The organism is Cellulosimicrobium sp. NPDC057862 (assembly GCF_042797035.1).
Lineage (GTDB): Bacteria > Actinomycetota > Actinomycetes > Actinomycetales > Cellulomonadaceae > Cellulosimicrobium.
Window position 1 is genome coordinate 20361 of sequence record NZ_JBHVMH010000002.1, and the last position, 18231, is coordinate 38591.

An 18231-nucleotide genomic window follows, 5' to 3' on the forward strand; every position below is an offset into this window, starting at 1 on the left:
CTCGGGCTGCGGCACGGGCGTGCCACCGCCCGTCTTCTCGTCCGTCACCGCAGCAGCCCCTTCATCTGGAACGTGGGCGTCGCCTCGAGCGCGGCCGCCTCGGCGGCGCGCGCCGCCTCCTTGCGGTTCACGCCGAGCGGCTCGTGCTGGATCTGGTCGTGCAGCGCGAGGATCGCGTTGATGAGCATCTCCGGCCGCGGCGGGCAGCCCGGGAGGTAGATGTCCACGGGCACGATGTGGTCGACGCCCTGCACGATCGCGTAGTTGTTGAACATGCCGCCGCTCGACGCGCACACGCCCATCGACAGCACCCACTTGGGCTCGCTCATCTGGTCGTAGACCTGCCGCACGACCGGCGCCATCTTCTGGCTCACGCGCCCGGCCACGATCATGAGGTCCGCCTGGCGCGGCGAGGCCCGGAAGACCTCCATGCCGAAGCGCGACAGGTCGAACCGCGAGGCGCCGGCGGCCATCATCTCGATCGCGCAGCATGCCAGCCCGAACGTCACGGGCCAGAGCGACGCCTTGCGCAGGTACCCCGCGAGGTCCTCGATCGTGGTCAGCAAGAAGCCCGAGGGAGCTTCCTCGATCCCCATGGTGTTCTCCTAGTTCTCTCGCCGGTGCCCGCTGGCGCGGACGGTCGGTCGCACGCTCAGTCCCACTCGAGACCACCCCGGCGCCACTCGTAGACGAACGGGACGGTGATGAGCGCGAGGAACGCGAGCATGGCGACGAGGCCGAAGGTCGCGAGCGTCGCGAAGTCGACCGCCCACGGGTAGAGGAAGACGACCTCGATGTCGAAGACGATGAACGTCATGGCGACGAGGTAGTACTTGATCGGGAAGCGCCCGCCGCCGATCGCGTGGGGCGTGGGCTCGATGCCGCACTCGTAGGCGTCGAGCTTGGCGCGGTTGTAGCGCTTGGGGCCGATGACCGCGCTCGCGGCCACACCGCCGAGAGCCAGCACGGCGGCCACGCCCATGAGGACGAGAAGCGGAACGTACGGGTTGGTCATCGCGTACTCCTCGAGTGGGGGCTCGGGACGGGAACGCCCGGGCGGTGCCCGGGAAGACCTGTGGGTGGTGCGAGCGCCCGCGTCGTTGCGGGCCCACCTCGTGGGCTCATGACGAGGGCACCACCCTCGTCAGCCCCGCGATGACGCGGTCGACCCAGTCGCCGCCGCGGGGCTCGTAGCAGTCGGACAGGAGCTTGAGGACGAACCGCATCACGACCGGGCGCGGGAGCCCGTAGCGCGTGCAGATCCGCATGATCTCGGGGTGCTCGATGAGCTTCACGAAGTACCGGCCGAGCGTGTAGTAGCCGCCCAGCTCGCGGCGCATGATCCGCGGGTACGTCTGGAGCGCGCGCTCGCGGCCGCCGTCGGTGAGCCGCACGCGCGACTGGGCGACGACGTCGGCCGCCGCCCGCCCGGCCTGCATCGCGTAGGCGATGCCCTCGCCGTTGAACGGGCTGACCATGCCGCCCGAGTCGCCCACGAGCAGCACGCCGCGCGTGTACAGCGGCGACCGGTTGAAGCCCATGGGGAGCGCCGCGCCGCGCACGGGGGCGAGCCGGTTCTCCTCGGTGAACTCCCACTCGGCTGGCGCGTTGCGCATCCAGGTGGCGAACAGGTCCTTGTAGTCGACGTTCGCCGCCGACTGGCGCGCCGGCGTCGAGCTCACCGAGCCGAGCCCGACGTTCGCCGTCCCGTCGCCGAGCGAGAAGATCCAGCCGTACCCGGGCAGCAGGTTGGACTCGCGGGGCTTGCCGTCCCACAGCTCGAGGTGGGACTCCATCCACGGGTCGTCGTGGCGCGGGGTGCGGAAGTAGGTGCGGACGGCGACGCCGATCGGGCGGTCCTCGCGGCGCGCGAGGCCCAGCGCGAGCGCGAAGCGCGACGAGACGCCGTCGGCCGCGATGACGACGGGCGCGCGGTAGGTGACCTCGTCGCCCGCGCGCCGGCCCTTGTCGTCCACGGGCCGGGCGGTGACGCCGACGACGCGGCCGGTGCGCTCGTCGAGCACGGGGCCGGTGACCGCGGTGCGCTCCAGGAGCTTGGCCCCCGTGCGCTGCGCGTGCTCGGCGAGGGTCCTGTCGAACGAGTGGCGCGCGCGTGCCATGCCGTAGCTCGGGTACGACGCGAGGTCGGGCCACGCGAGCTCCCACGAGCGGCCGCTCGCGACGACGCGCAGGCCCTGGTTCCGGATCCAGCCGTCCTCGGCGCGCGTCGGCACGCCCATGCGCACGAGCTCGGCGACCGCGCGCGGCGTCAGGCCGTCGCCGCAGATCTTGTCGCGCGGGAACGACGACTTCTCCAGCAGGAGGACGCTCAGCCCGGCCGCGGCGCAGTAGTGGGCCGCGGCAGAGCCGGCCGGACCCGCGCCCACGACGATGACATCGGCGTCGTCGAGCCTCGCGCCCACCGTGCTCACCTCACCGTCCGGTCGTCGGGACACCTCGTGGTGCTCCACCGTCACCCGGCTCGGGACACGGCGCACCCACGGTCCTTGTGAAGTCGGTCACAATGGACATCGCCACTCTAGTCACTCCCAGCGCGGGATGTGTAGCAAGGCGACCCTTCCCTGGGAGATTGTGTGACGAAGGTCCTCGGGGCCGACGACTCCCGGCCCTGTGGCTCGGGACCGGCGGGCAAGGGGGCCGGCGCGGCGATGACCTAGCCTCCGCGCGCGTCCGCACCTCGTCCCGTCTGCGAGCGGTGGGTGGCGGCCCACGTCGCCGCAGGTCAGCGACTCCGGGCGACGCCGCGCGCGCCCGAGGCGGGCGTCGCGTCGCTCACCTCGACGCGTGCACGGACCAGACGCCGACCGGCACGGTCGTGCCGCCGAGCCGCAGGTCGAGGATCGACCGGAGGAGCCCGCAGAGCAGCGACCCGGTGATGACGTGCTGCGTCGCCGTGGTCTCGGCGGTCGTCGTCCGACCGCCGTCTCCGACGACGGCGACGTGTCAGGCGGGTCGCGTGCCCCGGTGGAGCGCGACGATCCCGCCGGAGAGGTTGCGGTAGGCGACCTTCTCCCAGCCCGCACGGAGCAGGAGCCGGCCGAGCCCGACCTGGTCGGGCCAGGCAGCGATGGACTCCGCGAGGTACTCGTACGAGCCGCCCTCGCGCGTCACGGCTGCGGCGATGCGCGGCAGCGCCTGGACGAGGTACTCCTGGTAGAGGACGCGGAACGGCGCCCACGTCGGGGTCGAGAACTCGCAGATCACGACCCGCCCGCCCGGGCGCACGACGCGCAGCATCTCGCGCAGCGCGCCCTCGGTGTCGACGACGTTGCGGAGCCCGAACGAGATCGTCACGGCGTCGAACGTGCCGTCCGCGAACGGCAGGCGCGTCGCGTCACCGGCGACGAACGGAAGGTCGGGCCGGCGCTCCTTGCCGACCTGGAGCATGCCGAACGAGAAGTCGCACGGCACGACGCGCACCCCGTCGTCGGCGAACGGCTCGGACGACGTCCCGGTCCCGGCCGCGAGGTCGAGGACCTTCTCCCCCGGCAGCGCGCCGACCGCGCGCACCGTCGCCCGGCGCCAGGCACGGTCCTGGCCGAACGACATGATGTCGTTCGTCAGGTCGTAGCGCGAGGCGATCCCGTCGAACATCGACGCGACCTCGGAGGGCTTCTTGTCCAGGTTGGCGCGGGGCATGCCGCCCATGCTTCCACGTCCCCGCACCGCCGGGCGCACCCGCGTGCGCGGCTTACGCTGGGAGGCGATGACTGCAGAACCGTCGGCCACGGCCGCACAGCCCCACCCTCTGGTCGTGAGGACCACGCGGATCCCCGACCTGCCCGGCGGTCTGGACGCCCTCGTCGACCTCCTGCCCGACGCGCGGCCCCTCGCCTGGGTGCGGCGCGGCGACGGGATCGTGGGCTGGGGCGAGGCACTGCGCCTCGAGACCTGGGGCCCCGGCCGGTTCGCCGACGCCGAGGCCGCGTGGCACGAGACGCTCGCGCGCGCCGTCGTGCGGGACGAGGTCGGGCTGCCCGGGACAGGTCCGGTCGCGTTCGGCTCGTTCGCGTTCGACGACTCCGCCCCCGGCGACGACGCCCACGACCCGGTCCGCGCGGGCGGCGTGCTCGTCGTGCCGCGCGTCGTCGTCGGCCGGCGCGACGGGCAGGCGTGGCTCACGACCGTCGACACCGCGGGCTCGCTCTCGTCCTCCCCGACCGACGCGCTGCGGCGCACGCCCCGCGCGCCCGTCACGTCGCCCGGCGAGGTGGCGTGGCACGACGGCGCGCTGCGGGCCGACGACTGGGCGGCCGTCGTGGCGGAGGGGGTCGAGCGCATCCGCTCGGGCGCGCTCGAGAAGGTCGTCCTGGCGCGGGACGTCGTCGCGCACACCGCCGAGCCCGTGGACCCGCGCTGGCTGCTCGCGCGCCTGGCGTCCGCCTACGAGGCGTGCTGGACCTTCTCCGTCGACGGCCTCGTCGGCGCGACCCCCGAGCTCCTCGTCCGCAGCGAGAAGGGGCTCGTCACGTCGCGCGTGCTCGCGGGGACGATCCGCCGCGGCGGGCTGTCCGACGACGAGGCGCTCCTGCGGGCGGCCCAGCTCGCCCGGTCGTCGAAGGACCTCGAGGAGCACGAGTACGCCGTGCGGTCCGTCGCTCAGGCGCTCGCCCCGTTCTGCTCGTCGATGAACGTGCCCGACGCGCCGTTCGTGCTGCACCTGCCGAACGTCATGCACCTCGCGTCGGACGTGACGGCGGTCCTCGCGCGCGGCGCTGTCGTCCCGGGCTCCTCGGGCGGGGCGGCGGCGGGGCCCACGAGCCTCGCGCTCGCCGCGGCCCTGCACCCGTCGGCGGCCGTGTGCGGCACCCCGACGAGCGTCGCGCGCGAGCTGATCCGGGAGATCGAGGGCATGGACCGCGGTCGCTACGCGGGGCCGGTCGGGTGGCTCGGCGCGGACGGCGACGGCGAGTGGGGCATCGCGCTGCGCTCGGCCGAGCTCTCGGCCGCGGACCCCCGGTCGGTGCGGCTGTTCGCCGGGTGCGGGATCGTCGCCGCGTCCGACCCGGCGGCGGAGGTCGCCGAGTCGGAGGCGAAGCTCGAGCCGATGCGCTACGCGCTCGGCGGGGCCTGACGGCAGCGGGGTGCGGCCCAGCGGGGGCGTGCGGAACGTCACCCCCGCCGACTTTCGACCGCCACCCGGACGGCCGGGCCCGGCGCCCTCGTCGCTGCTAGGTTCGGGAGGTGTCCGACTCCTCCCAGTTTTCCCGTCCCCGCTCCACCGCCCCGTCCGGCGTGCTCGTCCGTCGGGCCGTCGTCGCCGACCGTGACGCCGTGTGGCCGCTCGTCCTCGAGCTGCCCCGCCACGACCCCGAGCGTGAGGCGTTCGAGCGGTCCTTCGGGCCCCTGCTCGCCGCGCTCGACACGTACTTCGCGGTGGCGGAGCTGCCCGACCACGGCGTCGTGGGGTACCTGCTCGCGAACCGGCACCTGACCTTCGCGTCCAGCGGCGTCGTCTGCCGGGTCGAGGAGGTCGCCGTCCTCCCGTCGCACCGCCGCCAGGGCATCGGCCGCCTCCTCCTCGACAGCGCCGAGGAGTGGGCGGCCGAGGTCGGCGCGCGCCGCGTCGGCCTCGCCACCGGTCTCTCCAAGGAGTTCTACGTCTCCGGCGGCTACGCCGAGACGGCCGGCTTCTTCACCAAGCGCGTGGAGGCACCGGCCTCGCCGGCCGCGTCGGACACCGACGCGACGTGGGCGCCGAGCGCCGCCGCCACCGACTGAGCGGCACCGCCGACGACGAGCGGCCGGCACGGGGATCCGTGCCGGCCGCTCGGTGCGGCGGCCCGACCGCGGGGGGACGTCCGCGGTCCGGCCACCCGCCCGTCGCGGTCAGAGGTCACGACGGGACGTGGCGCGGGGTGCGGGTCGCGCGTGCCGGCACGACGACCCGCCCCGCGAGGGGCGCCCCTCGCGGGGCGCCCGTCAGGGTCAGCCCTGGCCGCCGAAGAACCAGTCGAACGGGTTCGGCACGTTGCCCGGGTCGGTCGGGTCGGTCTGCTGACCCTGGTCGCCGCCCTGCTCGCCACCCTGGCCGGGGAGCTGGCCCTGGCCGTCCTGGCTGCCGTCCTGACCCGGGAGCTGGCCCTGGCCGTCCTGGCTGCCGTCCTGACCCGGGAGCTGGCCCTGGCCGTCCTGCGAGCCCTGGCCGGTGGTCTCGTCGTCCGCGGGGCGCGTCGCGAGGGTGACGTCGAGCTCGAGCGTCTTGCCGTCGCGCACCACGGTCAGCGTGGACTTCGCGCCCGCCGCGCGCTCGCGGACGAAGGCCGTGAGCGACTCCGCGCCGCCGACGGCGTGGCCGTCGATCTCGACGATCACGTCGCCGGACCGGATGCCGGCGTCGGCCGCGGGCGACCCGTCGGTCACCTCCTGGACCTCGGCGCCGCGGCGCGTGACGCCGTCGGCGGTCGCAGTGGCGTCCGCGAGCGTCAAGCCGAGGAACGCGTGCTCGGCGGTGCCGTTCTCGATGAGCTGCTCGCTGATCGACTTCGCGAGGTTCACCGGGATGGCGAACCCGAGCCCGATGGAGCCGGACTGGGTGCCGCCACCCGACAGCGTCGCGATCGACGACGTGATGCCGATGACGCGACCCTGCGCGTCGAAGAGCGGGCCGCCGGAATTGCCGGGGTTGATCGCAGCGTCGATCTGGATGGCGTTCGTCACGACGGACGTGCCGCCGTCCTCGCCCGACGCGGAGACCGGGCGGTCCACGGCTGAGACGATGCCGGTCGTCGCGGTGTTCGCGAGGCCCAGCGGGTTGCCGACCGCGAGGACCGACTCGCCGACGCTCACGTCGTCGGAGTCACCGAGCGTCGCGGGCTGGAGGTCGTCGGGGGCGTCGACGAGCTGCACGACGGCGAGGTCGGTCGCCGGGTCGAGCCCGACGATCTTCGCCTCGAAGAGGCGCCCGTCGCTGAGCGTCACCTGGACGGTGTCGTTCTCCGCGCCGGAGACGACGTGGTTGTTGGTCACGACGTGGCCCTGGTCGTCGATGATGACGCCCGACCCCTCGGCACCGCCCTGCGAGGTCTGCACCTGGATCGCGACGACCGACGGGGCGACGGCCTTCGTCACGGCCTCCCAGTCGGGGTTCTGCGACGACGAGTCGGACACCGGCGCGGCCGAGTTCTCCTGGTGCTGGCCGACGTCCGCGAGCGACGCCGAGTCCTGGTCGGCGCCGAACGCACCGGTGAGACCGGCGGTTCCGACGCTCGCCAGGACCGCGGCCGCGGCGGCGGCGCTCACGACGGGCACCCACGTGCGCCGCCGCTTCGGAGCGCCTGCCTCGCCCTGCGCGGTCGGGACCGGCGGCGCGGGCGGCGGCCCGAAGCTGCCGGACGGTGCGTGCGGCCCGGGCTGCGCGGGGCGTGCGTACGGGTTCGGCATCGGCGTCGCCGCGCTGTGCGTCGTGGGGGCGGGCTGCGGCGTGGAGAGATGCTGCACGTGCTGCGGCGCGCCGAGCGGCTGCGTCGGGTGCGTCGTGGTCGGCGGGAGCGGCTGGGTCGCGGAGACGGGGGCCAGCGGCTCCGTGGGCGTCCCGCCAGTCGACTCGGCAGCGACCGACGCAGCACGCTCGGCGGCCGCGGGGGTCGTGGCGGCGGGAGTGGCGGCCGGCGTCGACGCGGGCGCGTCGGGGGCCGGCGTGGTGGGGGTGGGCTCCGTGCCCGGGGTGTTCGTCATGGTGGGCCTCCTCGGTTCTGCCCACTACTTCACACCGCCGCGCTTGAACGAGGCTTGAACGAGCCTGGGAGTTCGCTGCGAGTTCTGGCCCCTCGTCAGCGACCCACCACGACCGCCTCGCGGACCGCGTCGCGCACCCGTTCCCCCACGCGCAGACCGGCCTCTCGCCGCTCCGCCCGGGACACGCGCACCTCCAGCACCTGGACGCCGTGGCTCGGGGCGGCCAGCGCGTGCCGCAGCGAGGGGACGTCCTGCACGAGCTGGTGGTCCACGCCGTACCCGGCGCAGAGCTGGGCCAGGTTCGCCCCGTGGGGGGTCGCGAAGACCCGCTCGAACGTGCGGCCCGCCGCCGCGGACGTCGCACCGAGCCCGCCGGGCTCGAGCCCCGCGAAGATCGAGCCGCCGTCGTCGTTCACCACGACGAGCTGCAGGTCGACGTGCGGCTCGTGCGGACCCCGCAGGAGGCCGCCCGCGTCGTGGAGGAACGTGAGGTCGCCGAGCAGCGCGCGCGTGCGCCGGTGCGGGCGGGCGGTGGCCACCGCGGCGCCGAGCGCGGTGGACACGGTGCCGTCGATCCCGGCGAGACCGCGGTTCGCCAGGACCCGCGGCGCGTCGGCGTCGAGGCCGAGCACGAGGGCCAGGTCGCGCACGGGGTTGGACGACCCCACCACCAGCAGGTCGTCCGGCCCGCACGCGTCGACGACGGCGCGCGCCACGCTCGGGCCGTCGGCCAGCGACCCGTCGGTCGCCACGGCGACGACCTCGGCGGCGGCTGCCGACGCCGCGCGCCAGCGCGCGAGCCACCTCGGGTCGGTCGTGCGGCCCGGCGTCGGCCCGGGCGCGAGCTCGGACGGCTCCGGGGTACCCGGGCGCGGGTCGAGCCACCGAGCCGGTACCGCCGTCAGGACCGTCGACGCGTTGCGCGCGGCGTCGGGCCAGGGGCCGGCGCCCGGCGCGACGACGCTCACCTCGACGTCCGGCCGCCCGAGCAGCCGCTGCACCGGCCGCGAGAGCGTCGGACGGCCGAGCACGACGACGTGCTCGGCGCCGTCCACGAGCTCGTCGACCCCGAGCACGAGCGCGTGCGCGACGACCAGGTTCGGGCCCCCGGCCGCCCCCGACGACGGTTCCGCGAGGAGCGGCCAGCCGCGCGCCTCGGCGAGGTCGCGCGCGACGCGGCCCGCGCCGTCGCCCGCGACGACGACGGTCCGCCCACCGGGGACCGGCACGGCGACGGGCGCGACCGGCGCGCCGAGGGCCACGGCGCCGTCGCCCCGCTCCGCGTCCGACGGCACGGGCGGCGCCGCGGCGGGCAGCACGACGGCCGAGCGGACGCCGAGCGGGTCGGGGACCGCCGCGACGGGCGTGCCGGGACCGGTCGCGGCGACGGGGACCAGGGGTTCGCGGTACGCGAGGTCGAGGTGGACCGGGCCGGGGTGCCCCGAGCGCGCGCCGACCGCCTCGGCGAGCGCGCGCGTCGCGACGGCGAGGAGGTCGCGCACCTCACCCGGTCGGCCGTCGGGCGCGGGGACGTCCGCGGCGAACCGCACCGCCGCGCCGAAGATCCCGGCCTGGTGCGTCGTCTGGTTCGCGCCCGCCCCGCGCAGCTCGTGCGGCCGGTCGGCGGTCAGGAGCACGAGCGGGACGCCCGTGTGGTGCGCCTCGAGCACCGCAGGGTGGAGGTTCGCGACGGCCGTCCCGGACGTCGTGACGACCGCCACCGGCCGGGGCAGCGCGACGCCGCCGCGCACGACCGGGCCCGCGCCGCGCGAGAGGCCGAGGGCGAGGAAGCCGGCCGCGCGCTCGTCGACCCGCACGTGCAGCGTGAGGTGCCCGAGGTCGGACGCCGCCGCGAGCGCGTAGGCGAGCGGAGCGCTGCGCGACCCCGGCGCGAGGACGACGTCCGCGACACCCTCGTGCAGCAGCCGGTGCACGAGCGCGAACGCGCTGCGCACCGCGGGCGGCTGCGCGTCCAGGCCGTCGAGCAGCGGGTCGAGGGCCGTCACGCCGTCGTGCGGTGCGGCGGCGCCGGGCGTACCCGCGGGCGCGCTCATCGCGCACCTCCCGCGAGCGCCAGGCCGGCGACGCGGTCGAGCCGCTCGCGCCAGCGGCGGTCCGTCGCGTCGTCGGGCGCGGTGGCCGCGAGCGCCGCGGCGGAGGGCTCGGGGCGGGCGACGGGCAGCGCGCCGTCGACGGGCACGAGCGGCGGGTCGGCCACGTCGGCGACGAAGAGGTTCACGGTCGCGAGCCCGCACGCGTAGGGCAGCTCCGGGAGTGCGGCAGCGAGCGCGACTCCCGCGGCGATGCCCACGGACGACTCGAGCGCGGACGACACGACGACGGGCAGGCCGACCTGCTCGGCGAGGTCGAGGCACGCGCGCACGCCGCCGAGCGGCTGCACCTTGAGCACGACGACGTCCGCGGCGTCGGCACGCACCACGGCGAGGGGGTCCGCGGCCCGGCGGATCGACTCGTCGGCGGCGACGGGCACCGCCGTGTCGCCCCGCTGCCCGCGCCGGACGGCCGCCAGCCCGGCGACGTCCACGCACGGCTGCTCGACGTACTCGAGCCCGCCCGCCGCGCGGTCGAGCGCGGGGAGCCGGCGCAGCGCCTCGTCCACGCCCCACGCGCCGTTCGCGTCGACCCGCACGCGCCCGCCCGGGCCGAGCGCGTCGCGCACGGCCTCGAGGCGCGCGACCTCGGCGTCGAGGGCCTCGAGCGCGCCGTCGGGTCCGCGCTGCGCGACCTTGACCTTCGCGGTGCGGCACCCCCCGGACGCGGCGACGAGCTCGCGCGCGTGGTCGGGCCCGACCGCGGGCACGGTGACGTTGACGGGCACGCGGTCGCGCACAGCACCCGGCCATCCCTGGTCCGCGGCCTCGTGCGCCGCGCGCAACCACGCCGCCGACTCGGCGTCGTCGTAGTCCCAGAACGGGGAGAACTCGCCCCAGCCCGCGTCCCCGCGCAGCAGCACGCCGTCGCGCGCGTCGATCCCGCGGAACCGCGTGGTCAGAGGGGTGCGGTAGACGACGGTCTCGAGGGGGTCGGGCACGCCTTCCAGGCTAGGCCACCGCGGGCGGTCCCACGTCGCGGGCGGTGGGCGGTCAGCTCGCGCGCGGGCGGCCCACGAGCTCGCCGACGAGCAGCACGGCGAGCGCGCGCACGTCGCGGCCCTCGCTCAGCGCGCTCACCGCGGCGCCGTCCACGACGGCGATGAGCAGCCCGGGCGGCACGCTCGCGAGACCGCGCACCGCGAGGAGCTGCCCGACGGCGTCGTCGAGGCCCTGCCGGCCCTCGCCGTAGGCGCGGGCGAGCGCGGGGTAACGACCCGCGCCCACGAGGTGCTCGTAGAAGCCGCGCACCTCGCTCTCGCCCCCGGGCGGCAGGACCGCGTCCACGAGCACGTGCGCGTCCTCGCGCGCGCGGTCACCGCCCCGCGCGGCCCGCTCGGCCGCGCCGCGCGCGTGGGCCGCCCACCCGGCCACGACGACCTCGCCGGCCGCGCCGATGAGGTCGTCGAGGTCGGTGAAGTAGTACGTCGTGGCGGCGAGCGGGACGTCGGCCCGGGACGCGACGGCGCGGTGCGTCACCGACGCCGGGCCCTCCTGGAGGATGAGGTCCGCGGCGGCGCGGACGATCGCGTCGCGACGGGCGACCCCGCGCGCCTGGCGGCGCGGCGCGGGCCGTGGGTCGACGGTCTCGGTCGGCATGGGTGTCAGTGCCCTCCCCCGGAGAGGTTGAGCCCGACGACCCCCGCGACGATCAGCACGAGGGAGATCACCTTGAGGATCGTGACGGGCTCGTCGAACAGGACGACGGCGAGGACGGCGGTGAGCGAGGCACCGATCCCCACCCAGACACCGTAGGCCACGCCGACGGGCAGGGACTTCAGGGCGATGCTCAGGCCGACCATGCTCAGGACGAGCATGACGACGAACGCGACGCTCGGCCAGAGCTTGGTGAAGCCGTGCGACGCCTTGAGGCTCAGGGCCCAGCCGGCCTCGAGCATGCCGGAGAGGATGAGGACGATCCATGCCATGGGGAGACTCCCTCGGGTCGACGCACCGGGTGGCAGGGCCCGCCGTCGTGCGCAGAACTGGTACTAACGTACCAGTTAATTCGGGCGGGTCAAGGCCGCCGCCCGCAGCACGTCCGCCACGCGCCCGACGTCCCCCTCGCGCACGCGCGCGGTGCCCACCACCACCCCCGCCTCGCGGCGGTCCACCCCCGTCCCGCTGAGGGGCTCGGCCGGGACCCCGACCGCGTGCAGGCCGTCGACCGCGGCGCGCTCGGCGGCCGGGCCGGGGAGCGGCACGACGAGATGCAGCCCGGCGGCGACCCCGCCCACCTCGACGCCCGGTAGGGCGCGCGCGAGCGCGTCGAGCAGCAGGCGCCGCCGCCGCTGGTAGACGAGCCGGGCCCGGCGAAGGTGCCGCTGGTAGGCGCCCGAGCCGAGCAGCGCCGCGAGCGCCGCCTGCTCGGGCACCGAGGTCCCGAGGTCCGCGTGCCGCTTCGCCTCCACCAGCGGCCCGACGACGGACGGCGGCGCCACGACCCAGCCGAGCCGCAGCGCGGGCGAGAGCAGCTTGGACACCGAGCCGAGCAGCACGACGCGCTCGGGGTCCAGTGCCTGCACGGAGGCCACCGGCTGCCGGTCGTACCGCAGCTCGGCGTCGTAGTCGTCCTCGAGGACGAGGCGGTCCCCCGCCGCCGCCCACGCGAGCAGCGCGCGCCGTCGCGCGGGCCCGAGGACGACGCCGAGCGGGAACTGGTGGGCGGGCGTCACGAGGGCGGCACGCGCGTCGTCGGGCAGCAGGTCCGCGCGCAGGCCGTCGGCGTCCACGGGCACGCCGACCGTCCGCAGGCCGGCGTCGTGCAGCAGCTCGAGCGCCCCGCGCGACGACGGGTCCTCGACAGCCACCGCCACCCGCCCCGCGGGCGCGGGGCCCGCGACCCGTCCTGCGGCGAGCAGCCGGGCGAGGAGGGAGAGCGCCTGGGCGACCCCGCTCACCACGACCACGTCGTCCGCCGTGACGTGGGCCCCCCGCGCGCGCCGCAGGTGGACCGCGAGCGCCTCGCGCAGCGCAGGCAGCCCTTGGGGGTCCGGGTAGCCCAGGTCGACGTCGGCCAGGCCTCGCACGCCGTCGCGCACGGCGCGCGCCCACGCGGCGCGGGGGAAGAGCGCGGGGTCGGGCGTGCCGACGCTCACGGGCCGTGCCCCCGGCACGACGCCGGGTACCGCACCGGTCGGGCGGGTCGCCGCCGTCCCCGCACCACCCGACGGCGGCGCGGGCAGCGCCGCCACGACGACACTCGAGCGGGGCCGGGACACGAGCAGCCCTTCGCCGACGAGGACGTCGACGGCGGTGGTCACGGTGCCGCGCGAGACGCCGAGCGCCGCCGCCGCGTCACGGCTCGAGGGGAGCGTGGCGCCCGCCTCGAGCCGGCCGTCCACCACGGCCGCGCGCAGACCGGTGCGGAGCCACCGGCCGACGTCGCGGCCCGGTCGCGGCCCGAGGGCGAGCAGCAGCGCGTCGGGCTCGATCCGGGTCGTCATCTGGCCCAGTGAACCAGGCACGATCTGGACCTGCACCGTGGTCCAGGCTCGACCCTACGGTCGACGCATGGCCCTCGCTCCTCGCCCTTCCCGCGGCGTCCCGTCCGACGACGGCGACCAGGCGCCCGACCGCCCCGGCCCGGCGCGGTCCGGCGACCTCCGGTGCGCCGTCGGCATGGTGATCGTCGGCTCGTCGTTCGTCGCGTCCGCCGCCCTCGCCGACTTCCCGGTCCTCGGCGGGCAGGCCGCGCGCTACGCCGTCGCGGCGCTCGTCCTGCTCGCCGTCCTCGCCGCGCGGCGCGTGCCGTGGGTCCTGCCGTCACCGCGCGCGCTGCTGCGCCTGACCTTGCTCGCGGCGACCGGTCTCGTGGGGTTCAGCGTCCTCGTCGTCGAGAGCGCGGGGCGCGCGGACCCGTCCCTCGTGGGGGCGGTCGTCGGCGCCTCGCCCGTCGTGCTCGCCACGGCCGCCGCGCTCCGGGCGCGCCGCGTCGCGGTCCGGACCCTCGCGGCGGCGGTCGTGGTGACGGCCGGCGTCGTGGTCGTCGAGGGCGGCGGCTCCGGGGACCCGGTCGGCGTCGCGCTCGCGCTCGGGGCGCTCGCGTGCGAGGTGTGCTTCTCGCTGCTCGCCGTGCCGCTCCTGCCGACGCTCGGCGCGCTGCGCGTCTCCGCGTACGCGTGCCTCCTGGCCGTCCCCCAGCTCGCCGTGCTCGGCCTCGTCCGGCAGCAGGTCACGGGGCAGCCGTTCCTCGTCGCCCCCGACGCCGCCGAGCTCGCCGCGCTCGCCTACCTCGCCGTCGTCGTCACGGCGGTGGCGTTCCTGCTCTGGTACTCCGGGCTGGCCGCGATCGGCCCCGCGCGGGCCGGGCTGTTCGCGGGCCTCCTGCCCGTCTCTGCGCTCGCGACCTCGGTCGCCCTCGGGTTCGAGGCGCTCGACGCCCGCTCCCTGGTCGGGTCGCTCGTCGTCGGCGCCGGCCTCGTCCTCGGCCTCGCGGCCCCTGCGCGGGACGCCAGCGCCCCGGCGCCCGCACCCCGCGCCGCCGTAGAGGCTCCCGTGCCGGGCGCGGACCTCGCCCCGCAGCGGCTACCGTGACGACCGTGAGCAGCACCGAACCCACCCCCGCCGTCCCCGCCGACGACCCGCGCGCCCCCGCGCTCCCCCGCCAGGTGTCCGAGACGTTCGACCCGGGCGCGTGGCGCGACGTCGCCGGGTTCGAGGAGCTGACCGACGTCACGTACCACCGCGGCGTGGAGCGCGACGCGGCCGGTGCCGTCGTGCGCGACCTGCCCGTCGTCCGTGTCGCGTTCGACCGGCCGGAGGTGCGCAACGCGTTCCGCCCGCACACCGTGGACGAGCTGTACCGCGTGCTCGACCACGCGCGCATGACGTCCGACGTGGGGACGGTGCTCCTCACGGGCAACGGCCCCTCCCCCAAGGACGGCGGGTGGGCGTTCTGCTCCGGCGGCGACCAGCGGATCCGGGGGCGCTCGGGCTACCAGTACACGACGGCGCCCGACGGCGGCGGCGACGTCCACACGCGCGACGCGGTGGACCCGGCCCGCGCGGGGCGCCTGCACATCCTCGAGGTGCAGCGGCTCATCCGGACGATGCCGAAGGTCGTGGTCGCGGTCGTCAACGGGTGGGCGGCGGGCGGCGGGCACTCCCTGCACGTCGTCGCGGACCTGTCGATCGCGAGCCGCGAGCACGCGCGGTTCAAGCAGACCGACGCGAACGTCGGCTCGTTCGACGGCGGCTACGGCTCGGCGTACCTGGCGCGGCAGGTGGGGCAGAAGCGGGCGCGGGAGATCTTCTTCCTCGCGCGGGAGTACTCGGCGCAGGACGCGTACGAGTGGGGGGCGGTGAACGAGGTCGCGGACCACGCGGACCTCGAGGCGCTCGCGATCGAGTACGCGCGCACGATCGCGTCCAAGTCGCCGCAGGCGATCCGGATGCTCAAGTTCGCGTTCAACCTCGCGGACGACGGGCTCATGGGCCAGCAGGTCTTCGCGGGCGAGGCGACCCGGCTCGCCTACCTGACCGACGAGGCCGTGGAGGGGCGCGACGCGTTCCTGGAGCGGCGCGACCCGGACTGGGGCCGGTTCGGCTACGCGTTCTGACCCGGCAGGTCAGGAGCCGGCGACGAGGCTCGTCAGCATCTCGATGAGGCCGCGGCCGACGAACGCCGCGGCGACGGCGAGGCCGAACAGGAGCCCGACCGAGATCGCGACGGGCGCGGCCGAGCGGGCGGCGCCGGGCTCGTCGTCGCGCGGCGTGCGCGGCGCGTAGGACGGCGAGAGCCGGCCCTCGGTCGAGCGCTGCGCGGCGCCCTCGCCGGGGGTGCCGGGCTGGGACGGGTGGACGGGGTGCGGGACGACGGTTGCCATGACTCCACGGTGCCGCCCGGGGCCCCGTCGGCGCGTCGGCCCCGCGGCTCGACCTGGGCGTCCGCCGGTCCCCCTCGGGGCGGAGCGGTCGTACGCCGTGGGGAGGACCCCGGAGGCCGCCGCCGGGCGAGAGGGGCGCTCAACCGATCTCCCAGCTCCCCGACCCGATCGGCACGAGCTCGATCCACGAGGCCCCGGGCTCGAGCTCGACGGGTTTCCCGTCCGCCCCGGTCAGCACCACCGGGGACTCGACCGTCTCCTTGGACCACGTCACCGGCACCTGCTTGCCGCCGCTCGCGACGACGCCCTCGCCGGTCCCCACGAGCTTCGTCTCCGGGACGGGCACCCCCGCCGGGTCCTTGAACGCCGTGTCCTCCATCGGCGCGGACAGCAGCACGACGTTCGTCGCCGAGAGCCGCACCTCGTCCGAGGACACGGCGGGCGTGTCGCCCTCGCTGCGCACGTAGCGGCCCTCGTCCGCGTTCCACTCCCACACGGCACGGCTCGCGAACGTGAGCCGCACGTCGAGCCGCGTCGCGGCGCTGCCCGCCACGGTGGCCGTGCCGGTCCCGGGCTCCCGGGCGAAGACGAGCTGGGCGGGCGGGGGCGCGGTGCGGTCACCGTCGGCCTGGGCCCAGAACTCCTCCGGGCTGCCGTAGACGTTGTGCGGTGCGCGGCGCGCGCGCGTCGTGGCGAACCCGTCGTCGCCCTCGTCCATGACGACCGACTGGGTGCCCGCCGCACCCACCGCGTCGATGAACGGCTGCTGCCCGCCGGTGTACGCGAGGATCCCGTGCAGCGGACCGACTATCGCCGGGTCCATGGGCCGGACCGATCGGACCGGCCCCACGCTCTCGGGGACCTGCGAGTGGTAGACCGCCACGAAGCGGGTGATGCCGCCCTCGACGACCTCCTCCCACACGACGTCGGCCTGCTCCAGGCCCGTCTGCGGGCGCGCCTGGGGCGCGTTCTCGATCTTCACCGCGAGCGCCGGGCGGTCCGCGACCTCCTCGGCCTCGACGCCCGTGAGCGGCCAGACGAGCGGCACGTCCGGAGTCGGCGGCGCGCCCTTGTCCGCGGACACGTCCGCGTCGACCGTCTCCGTCGTGGGAGCGGCCGGCTCGCCGCCGCACCCCGCGAGCAGGACCGTCGCCGCGGCCAGTGCCGCCACCAGGCCCGCCCGGACCGCACCGGGTCCTCGTGCCGTCCTCGTCATCCTCGACCTTCCCGTCGGTCCAGGACCAGGTCCTGGCGCTGCCCCTGCGACGGACGTGCGCTTCCCGGTCACCCTACGGCCCGGCCTACGCTGATCCGGTGAACCGCGCCGTCGTCCCCGCCGATCTCGACGCCCTGGTCTCGGCGGTCGGCGCCGCGCTCGACGGCGCCGGCCCCCCGGTGGCGCCCGTCCCGCTGCTCTCCCGGCCCGGGCACGCCGACGTGCCGCCGGGCGCCGCGCTGGTCCTGCGCACGTCGGGCTCGACGGGCGAGCCGCGCGAGGTCGTGCTGTCCGCGGCCGCGCTGCGCGCGTCGGGCGCCGCGACGCACGATCGCCTGGGCGGGCCCGGGCACTGGCTCCTCACGCTGCCCGCGACGCACGTCGCGGGCGTGCAGGTGGTCGCCCGCGCGCACGCGGCCGGGCGAGGCCTCACGGTCGCGCCGGAGGACGAGCCGTTCACCCCGGCCGGCTTCGCCGCGCTCGTCGCCCGGGCGCCGCGTGCGGAGCGCCGGTACGTCTCGCTCGTCCCCACGCAGCTCCACCGGCTCCTCGCCGCGGCGGACGCGGGGGCTGAGGGCGGCGCCGTCGGTCTGGACGCGCTCTGCGCCCTCGACGCCGTCCTGCTCGGCGGCGCCGCCGCGCCTCCCGCGCTGCTGCGCCGCGCGCGGGCGCTGGGCGCGCGCCTCGTGACCACCTACGGCATGACGGAGACGAGCGGCGGGTGCGTGTACGACGGCGTCCCGCTCGCGGGCGCGCGCGTGCGCCTCGCACACCCCGCACCTGCGGACGGGTCGGACGGCGCCACGGACGTCGTCGAGCTCTCCGGACCGTTCCTCGCCGACGGCTACCTCGGCGACCCGGCCGCGACCGCGCACGCGTTCCGCACGGACGACGACGGCACGCGCTGGTTCCGCACGAGCGACCTCGGTCGGCTCGACGGGGCGCCGGACGGCCCCTCGCTCACCGTCCTCGGCCGGGCGGACGACGTCGTCGTCACGGGCGGCGTCAACGTCGCCCCGGCCGCGGTCGAGGCCCTGGTCGCCGAGGTCGAGGGCGTGGGCGAGGCGTGCGTCGTCGGCGTGCCGCACCCGGAGTGGGGGCAGGAGGTCGTCGCGGTCGTCACGACGGCCTGGCCCTCGCCCGCCGCTCCCGGCTCGGCCCCCGGCACCGGCACCGAGGGCTCGATCACGGTCGCGGACGCCCCGGCCGGGCTCGTCGCCACGGTCCGGGACCACGTCGCGGATAGGCTGGAGCGGGCGGCCGCACCGCGTCGCGTGCTCGTCGTCGCGGACCTCCCGCGCCGCGGGCCCGGCAAGGTGGACCGCGCCGCGGTGGCGCGGCTCGCCGTCGGGCACCTCCAGGCCCGCCCTGGGTGAGC

17 protein-coding genes are annotated in these 18231 nt (G+C 76.6%); 5 read left to right on the plus strand and 12 right to left on the minus strand.

Annotated elements, in window-relative coordinates; translation table 11 throughout:
* Nucleotides 1-44: 44 nt before the first annotated feature.
* From ACFVN3_RS02865 to ACFVN3_RS02880, 4 genes are all read right to left on the minus strand, one after another.
* Nucleotides 45-596 (minus strand): NADH-quinone oxidoreductase subunit B family protein, encoded by a 552-nt coding sequence (locus ACFVN3_RS02865; RefSeq protein WP_047234408.1) that lies wholly within the window; start codon nt 594-596, stop codon nt 45-47.
* 56 nt (nt 597-652) lie between these two features.
* Nucleotides 653-1015, minus strand: a complete 363-nt coding sequence (locus ACFVN3_RS02870; RefSeq protein WP_047234407.1) for an NADH-quinone oxidoreductase subunit A — start codon at nt 1013-1015, stop codon at nt 653-655.
* Nucleotides 1016-1121: 106 nt separating this feature from the next.
* The gene (locus ACFVN3_RS02875; protein ID WP_378230367.1) at nt 1122-2423 is read right to left on the minus strand and encodes a geranylgeranyl reductase family protein; all 1302 of its coding nucleotides are present in this window, start codon (nt 2421-2423) and stop codon (nt 1122-1124) included.
* A 541-nt stretch (nt 2424-2964) separates the two neighbouring features.
* Nucleotides 2965-3660, minus strand: a complete 696-nt coding sequence (locus ACFVN3_RS02880; RefSeq protein WP_378230370.1) for a demethylmenaquinone methyltransferase — start codon at nt 3658-3660, stop codon at nt 2965-2967.
* Nucleotides 3661-3727: 67 nt separating this feature from the next.
* On the opposite strand from ACFVN3_RS02880, the gene ACFVN3_RS02885 reads away from it, so the two are divergent.
* Both ACFVN3_RS02885 and ACFVN3_RS02890 read left to right on the plus strand, forming a co-directional pair.
* A complete protein-coding gene (locus tag ACFVN3_RS02885) occupies nt 3728-5095 on the plus strand; it encodes an isochorismate synthase MenF (protein ID WP_378230372.1) in 1368 nt (455 codons plus the stop codon).
* A gap of 110 nt (nt 5096-5205) precedes the next feature.
* Nucleotides 5206-5742 (plus strand): GNAT family N-acetyltransferase, encoded by a 537-nt coding sequence (locus ACFVN3_RS02890; RefSeq protein ID WP_378230374.1) that lies wholly within the window; start codon nt 5206-5208, stop codon nt 5740-5742.
* A gap of 207 nt (nt 5743-5949) precedes the next feature.
* Here the strand turns inward: ACFVN3_RS02890 and ACFVN3_RS02895 are convergent, their stop codons facing one another.
* The 6 genes from ACFVN3_RS02895 to ACFVN3_RS02920 form a co-directional block, all read right to left on the minus strand.
* On the minus strand, nt 5950-7698 hold the full coding sequence (locus tag ACFVN3_RS02895; RefSeq protein WP_378230376.1) for a S1C family serine protease: 1749 nt from the start codon (nt 7696-7698) through the stop codon (nt 5950-5952).
* A gap of 95 nt (nt 7699-7793) precedes the next feature.
* Nucleotides 7794-9752, minus strand: coding sequence for a 2-succinyl-5-enolpyruvyl-6-hydroxy-3-cyclohexene-1-carboxylic-acid synthase (gene menD, locus ACFVN3_RS02900; RefSeq protein ID WP_378230378.1), 1959 nt, complete (start codon nt 9750-9752; stop codon nt 7794-7796).
* On the minus strand, nt 9749-10750 hold the full coding sequence (locus tag ACFVN3_RS02905; RefSeq protein ID WP_378230380.1) for an o-succinylbenzoate synthase: 1002 nt from the start codon (nt 10748-10750) through the stop codon (nt 9749-9751). Before ACFVN3_RS02905 ends, menD begins: the two co-directional genes overlap by 4 nt.
* Nucleotides 10751-10802: 52 nt before the next feature.
* A complete protein-coding gene (locus ACFVN3_RS02910) occupies nt 10803-11408 on the minus strand; it encodes a TetR/AcrR family transcriptional regulator (protein WP_378230382.1) in 606 nt (201 codons plus the stop codon).
* Between the two features lie 5 nt (nt 11409-11413).
* Nucleotides 11414-11737, minus strand: a complete 324-nt coding sequence (locus ACFVN3_RS02915) for a multidrug efflux SMR transporter (RefSeq protein ID WP_047231563.1) — start codon at nt 11735-11737, stop codon at nt 11414-11416.
* A gap of 75 nt (nt 11738-11812) precedes the next feature.
* Complete coding sequence (locus ACFVN3_RS02920) at nt 11813-13255, minus strand: PLP-dependent aminotransferase family protein (RefSeq protein ID WP_378230385.1); 1443 nt, start codon at nt 13253-13255, stop codon at nt 11813-11815.
* Nucleotides 13256-13322: 67 nt separating this feature from the next.
* On the opposite strand from ACFVN3_RS02920, the gene ACFVN3_RS02925 reads away from it, so the two are divergent.
* Both ACFVN3_RS02925 and ACFVN3_RS02930 read left to right on the plus strand, forming a co-directional pair.
* Nucleotides 13323-14345 carry an EamA family transporter gene (locus ACFVN3_RS02925; RefSeq protein WP_378230387.1) on the plus strand — a complete coding sequence of 341 codons (1023 nt, stop codon included), beginning with the start codon at nt 13323-13325 and terminating at the stop codon, nt 14343-14345.
* A 5-nt stretch (nt 14346-14350) separates the two neighbouring features.
* On the plus strand, nt 14351-15370 hold the full coding sequence (locus ACFVN3_RS02930; RefSeq protein WP_378230389.1) for a 1,4-dihydroxy-2-naphthoyl-CoA synthase: 1020 nt from the start codon (nt 14351-14353) through the stop codon (nt 15368-15370).
* Between the two features lie 9 nt (nt 15371-15379).
* On the opposite strand, the gene ACFVN3_RS02935 is transcribed toward ACFVN3_RS02930, so the two are convergent.
* Both ACFVN3_RS02935 and ACFVN3_RS02940 read right to left on the minus strand, forming a co-directional pair.
* Nucleotides 15380-15637: a hypothetical protein gene (locus tag ACFVN3_RS02935; RefSeq protein ID WP_378230391.1), complete on the minus strand. Its 258-nt coding sequence runs from the start codon at nt 15635-15637 to the stop codon at nt 15380-15382.
* Nucleotides 15638-15776: 139 nt separating this feature from the next.
* The gene (locus ACFVN3_RS02940; protein WP_378230393.1) at nt 15777-16853 is read right to left on the minus strand and encodes a DUF3048 domain-containing protein; all 1077 of its coding nucleotides are present in this window, start codon (nt 16851-16853) and stop codon (nt 15777-15779) included.
* Between the two features lie 98 nt (nt 16854-16951).
* Here ACFVN3_RS02940 and ACFVN3_RS02945 point away from each other — a divergent pair, with 98 nt between their 5' ends.
* Nucleotides 16952-18229 (plus strand): AMP-binding protein, encoded by a 1278-nt coding sequence (locus ACFVN3_RS02945; RefSeq protein WP_378230395.1) that lies wholly within the window; start codon nt 16952-16954, stop codon nt 18227-18229.
* Nucleotides 18230-18231: the final 2 nt, after the last annotated feature.

What these genes read in the sequence shown, in the direction of transcription:
- ACFVN3_RS02885 (WP_378230372.1), top strand. Translation starts at nt 3,728, where the DNA reads ATGACTGCAGAACCGTCGGCCACGGCCGCACAGCCCCACCCTCTGGTC.
- ACFVN3_RS02925 (WP_378230387.1), top strand. Translation starts at nt 13,323, where the DNA reads ATGGCCCTCGCTCCTCGCCCTTCCCGCGGCGTCCCGTCCGACGACGGC.
- ACFVN3_RS02935 (WP_378230391.1), bottom strand. Translation starts at nt 15,637, where the DNA reads ATGGCAACCGTCGTCCCGCACCCCGTCCACCCGTCCCAGCCCGGCACC.
- ACFVN3_RS02870 (WP_047234407.1), bottom strand. Translation starts at nt 1,015, where the DNA reads ATGACCAACCCGTACGTTCCGCTTCTCGTCCTCATGGGCGTGGCCGCC.
- ACFVN3_RS02940 (WP_378230393.1), bottom strand. Translation starts at nt 16,853, where the DNA reads ATGACGAGGACGGCACGAGGACCCGGTGCGGTCCGGGCGGGCCTGGTG.
- ACFVN3_RS02915 (WP_047231563.1), bottom strand. Translation starts at nt 11,737, where the DNA reads ATGGCATGGATCGTCCTCATCCTCTCCGGCATGCTCGAGGCCGGCTGG.
- ACFVN3_RS02920 (WP_378230385.1), bottom strand. Translation starts at nt 13,255, where the DNA reads ATGACGACCCGGATCGAGCCCGACGCGCTGCTGCTCGCCCTCGGGCCG.
- ACFVN3_RS02880 (WP_378230370.1), bottom strand. Translation starts at nt 3,660, where the DNA reads ATGCCCCGCGCCAACCTGGACAAGAAGCCCTCCGAGGTCGCGTCGATG.
- ACFVN3_RS02910 (WP_378230382.1), bottom strand. Translation starts at nt 11,408, where the DNA reads ATGCCGACCGAGACCGTCGACCCACGGCCCGCGCCGCGCCGCCAGGCG.
- menD (WP_378230378.1), bottom strand. Translation starts at nt 9,752, where the DNA reads ATGAGCGCGCCCGCGGGTACGCCCGGCGCCGCCGCACCGCACGACGGC.
- ACFVN3_RS02895 (WP_378230376.1), bottom strand. Translation starts at nt 7,698, where the DNA reads ATGACGAACACCCCGGGCACGGAGCCCACCCCCACCACGCCGGCCCCC.
- ACFVN3_RS02865 (WP_047234408.1), bottom strand. Translation starts at nt 596, where the DNA reads ATGGGGATCGAGGAAGCTCCCTCGGGCTTCTTGCTGACCACGATCGAG.